Origin of the sequence: Dietzia sp. CW19 (assembly GCF_014145265.1) — a bacterium.
Lineage (GTDB): Bacteria > Actinomycetota > Actinomycetes > Mycobacteriales > Mycobacteriaceae > Dietzia > Dietzia natronolimnaea.
In genome coordinates this window covers 1-4,053 of record NZ_JAALEE010000295.1, presented here as the reverse complement: position 1 = coordinate 4,053, position 4,053 = coordinate 1, and the positions used below count along the sequence as shown (strand labels likewise).

The following is a 4,053-nucleotide window of genomic DNA, read 5'->3' as shown; positions in this document are numbered from 1 at the left end:
TCGCCGCCACGGACCCGGCCAACCCGTACGGCGCCGCGCTGCCCTGGCCACCTTCTGCGGAGGGCGGATCTGGGCACCGTCCCGGCAGGAAGGCCGGTGCGCTCGTCGTGCTGGTCGACGGGCTGTGTGTCCTGTTCGTCGAACGCGGCGGCCGGACCGTCCTCGTGCTGGACGACCGGGCCGAGGCCGTGCCGCTCGCCGCGTCCGCGCTGGCCGCAGTCGTGCGATCAGGTGCCGTCGGCCCGCTGACCGTCACCACCCTCGCCGGCGAACCCGTCCACACCTCGCCCGTCGCGGCCGCCTTCGAGAACGCCGGGTTCGGTGCCACCCCGAAGGGGCTGCGCATCCGGCGTTGAGTGAACCGTTCTGACGAGTTAAGATATGCGCATCAATGCATATGTCAGCGGGAGGGGAATCAGATGGGGGTCGGGCACGCACACGGGAGCCACGCGCACAGTTCCGGCCACGCGCACAGTTCCGGTCACGCGCACAGCTCCGGCCACGCCCGCCCGACCGGTCACGCCGGCGCGCGGTATCGGATCAGACTGGCGTGCGCCTTCGTTCTGACCGTGGTGTTCTTCGTGGTCGAGCTGGTCGCGGGCCTCATCTCCGGCTCCCTGGCCCTGCTCTCCGACGCCGGCCACATGGCGGCGGACGTGGTGGCGCTGGGCGCGGCGCTCGCGGCGACGGTGATCGCGTCACGGCCGGACCGTTCCGGGAGACGCACGTTCGGCCATTATCGCGTGGAGATCTTCGCCTCCGGTCTGGCGGTGCTCATCATGTCCGGCATGGGCGTCTACGTGCTTGTCGAGGCGTTCAGGCGGCTCGGGTCGGACGCCCCCGTCGCCACCGGAACCATGTTGCTCGTCGGCGGACTGGGGTTGGTCGTCAACATCATCTCGCTGCTCCTTCTGCGCAGTGGATCCTCCGAGAGTCTCGCGGTGCGGGGTGCGTATCTCGAGGTGATGGCCGACGCGGCCGGATCGGTGGGGGTGATCGCGGCCGCGCTGCTCATCCGCGCGACGGGTTCGACGGTGTGGGACCTCGTGGTGGCCGTGGCGATCGCCGTGTTCATCGTCGTCCGCGCGGTCATGCTCGGTAGACAGGTCGTCACGGTGCTCGCCCAGCACGCGCCCGCCGGGGTCGACCCCGCAGCGGTGGAGTCCGAACTCGCGTCGGTACGCGGCGTCGAGGAGGTGCACGACCTGCATCTGTGGACGCTGACCTCGGGGATGGACGTGGGGACCGTCCACCTCGTGACCGCCCCCGGAGTGCCCCACTCCGGAGTCCTCGACGAGGCGCGACGCGTCCTGCGGGAGGGCCAGGGCATCGAGCATGCGACAGTGCAGCTCGAGACCGCCGGCGTCGTGGAGTGTCGACAACCGGGATGGTGAACCCGGCAGCCCGGGGCGGTTCAGGGCACCATGGTGCGCACACTCGGAGAGCGGTAGATCGGACAGCGGGCAGAGGAGTCAACGGTGCCGGAGGGCGATTCCGTCTACAGGGCGGCCGCGAAGGTCCACCGTGCGCTGGCCGGGCGGACCCTGGACAGGACCGAGCTCAGGGTTCCCAGATTCGCGGCCGTGGATCTGCGGGGCAGGACCGTGGTGGCCGCCCGGTCCCGGGGGAAGCACCTCTTCGTCGTCGTCGGCCCCGACGCGCAGGGTCGGGACCCGGTCACCCTCCATATCCACCTGAAGATGGAAGGCCGCATCCACATCCACAAGGCGGGGGAGCGGTGGCGGTTCCCAGCGCACACCGTCCGGATGCTCCTGCGCGCCGACGACGTCGAGGTGGTGGGCACCGAGCTCGGGTTGCTGCGCGCGCTGGATCCCGCCGAGGCCGACCGGGCGGTCGAGCATCTCGGTCCCGACCTGCTGGGGCGGGACTGGGACCCGGACGCCAGCGTCGCGGAGGTGCTCCGGCGGATCGGCGAGCGGCCGTCCCGGACGATCGGGGAGGCACTGTTGGACCAGCGCAATCTCGCCGGCATCGGCACCGTGTACCGCGCCGAACTGTGTTTCCTGCGGGGCCTCGACCCGCGGGAGCCGGTGGAGTCGGTGCCTGATCTGCGCGCCGTGGTCGTGCTCGCCCGGCGGATGCTCCTCGCCAACGCCGATCGCGCGGTCCGGGTGACCACCGGGGACACGCGACGCGGGCGGGAGTTGTGGGTGTACGGGCGGGACGGCAAGCCGTGCCGCAGGTGCGGGACCGAGGTGGAGACGTTCCGACTGGGTGGTCTCGCCGACCCGGACGAGCCGAGCGATTCACTCGATCGCATCGCCTACCGCTGCCCGTCGTGTCAGCCGGCGCGTGCCACACTGGGGCCATCGCCAACGGAGGAGAAGCTGTGACCGACCGCAACACGATCCTGATCACCGGCGCCAGCGCGGGTCTCGGCGAGGGGATGGCCCGTCGCTGGGCCGCACAGGGCAGGAATCTGGCGCTGTGCGCCCGGCGTCTCGACCGGCTCCAGGAACTCCGAGCCGAGTTGCTGGCGGCCAACCCGTCGATCACGGTGGCGGTCCGCGAGCTCGACGTGGCCGACGGCGACGCGGTGGAGAGGGTGTTCGGCGAGCTCGACGCGGAGCTCGGCGGGATCGACCGCTTCGTCCTCAACGCAGGGCTGGGCAAGGGGGCGTCCATCGGTACGGGGAAGGCGCACGCCAACCGGGAGACCGCCATGGTCAACGTGATCGGCACCCTCAACCAGGCGGAGGCCGCGATGGAGCTGATGCACGCGCGGGGCGAGGGGCACCTGGTGTTCATCTCGTCCGTGAGCTCGCTGCGCGGCATGCCCAAGGCCCAGAACACGTACGGCGCCACCAAGGCGTTCGTCTCCTCGCTGGCGCAGGGTCTGCACGCCGAGCTCGACAGCGCCGGCAGCCGCATCAAGGTCACCGACATCCTTCCCGGGTACATCCGCACCGACATCAACCGGTCGGTCAAGACCTCGCTGATGACCGAATTCGACGAGGGCGTCGACGCGCTGGTCAGGACGATTGACGCCGAGCCCACTCGTGCGCTCGTCCCGGCCAAGCCCTGGAAGGCGATCGGCCCACTGCTGACGCTTCTGCCGGAGAAGGTCAGCCGCAGGTTCGTCTGACGGGTTCTCCCGCCCGCCCACGCCGGAGAGGCGACGGGTCAGAAGGGAGGCGGGTCAGAAGGGGGGCGGGTCGAGGATGTCGTCGAGCAGGGCCTCGACCTCGTGTTCGACCGTGCTGAAGACCGGTGCGTTGCGCTTCCACCAGCGGCTCTGGCCGCCGGGCCGGGTGTCGACCGGGCCGGTTGCGCGGGCACGCTCGGCGCTCAGGCGGGCCGCACGGCGAGTCCAGTAGGTGGGCTCCGGGCGCGTCTCCCCTCCTGTGATGGTCGGGTCCGGGTTGCGCTGTTGTTGTCTGTCCCAGGCGCGGGATTCATTGCGGGCGTGCTCGCGGCGGTAGACCCCGAGCGGCCCGGATGGTCGGGTCGTCATGGTCGCCCCGTCCGGTGTGATGACGGTGAGGGTGCCATCGGGCGCCAGGTCGTAGATCCAGTCGGAGAACGTCTTGAACCGGTGATGGCGCCGACACAGACACATCAGATTGCACTCTTCAGTGGGTCCGCCGCGGGCGGGGTCGGCGTGGTCGAAGGGGCGGACATGATCGATGTCGCAGTCATCGGCCGGAACCGCACAGCCGGGATGGCGGCAGGTACCGTCGCGCAGCCTGATGCGGCGGGCCAACTCGGCACCGGGCCGGTACCTCAGGGCGCGGCGGGCGTCGTCGGCGGCGCCGATACGGGGGTCGACCTTCTCGAAGCTGGCTCCGTCGCTGGTGACGAGCATGTCCAGTAGGGCCTGCAGCGCCGCCTCGCCGGTGCGGGTGAACTCCACCCGAACCCCGTCGTCGTCGCAGGCGCCGTTGCCACCCGCGCCGTTGCCACCCGCGCCGGCGTTGCCGGGACCGATCACGGTGATCTTGGGTCGCAACGGCGCAGTGGGTCGGCCCTGGCCACCGGCGTGCAGGCTGTCGCCGCACACCAGCGCCAGCAGGGCGTCGGCGCGGCGTTCGG

The 4,053-nt window shown here is 71.0% G+C and carries 5 protein-coding genes; 4 read left to right on the top strand and 1 reads right to left on the bottom strand.

The annotated features are described in order from the left end of the window. From G6021_RS09480 to G6021_RS09465, 4 genes are all read left to right on the top strand, one after another. On the top strand, positions 1 to 356 hold a 356-nt coding region (locus G6021_RS09480), incomplete at its 5' end, for a hypothetical protein (protein ID WP_182641148.1). A 63-nt stretch (positions 357 to 419) separates the two neighbouring features. Beyond that, positions 420 to 1,394 carry a cation diffusion facilitator family transporter gene (locus tag G6021_RS09475; protein ID WP_182641147.1) on the top strand — a complete coding sequence of 325 codons (975 nt, stop codon included), beginning with the start codon at positions 420 to 422 and terminating at the stop codon, positions 1,392 to 1,394. 84 nt (positions 1,395 to 1,478) lie between these two features. Next, complete coding sequence (locus tag G6021_RS09470) at positions 1,479 to 2,354, top strand: DNA-formamidopyrimidine glycosylase family protein (RefSeq protein ID WP_182640008.1); 876 nt, start codon at positions 1,479 to 1,481, stop codon at positions 2,352 to 2,354. After that, the gene (locus G6021_RS09465; RefSeq protein WP_179525869.1) at positions 2,351 to 3,106 is read left to right on the top strand and encodes an SDR family oxidoreductase; all 756 of its coding nucleotides are present in this window, start codon (positions 2,351 to 2,353) and stop codon (positions 3,104 to 3,106) included. The genes G6021_RS09470 and G6021_RS09465 overlap by 4 nt, the downstream gene beginning before the upstream one ends. 54 nt (positions 3,107 to 3,160) lie before the next feature. Here G6021_RS09465 and G6021_RS09460 read toward each other — a convergent pair. Further along, positions 3,161 to 4,053, bottom strand: an 893-nt coding sequence (locus G6021_RS09460) for an HNH endonuclease signature motif containing protein (RefSeq protein ID WP_182641146.1), incomplete at its 5' end; no start/stop codon positions are given.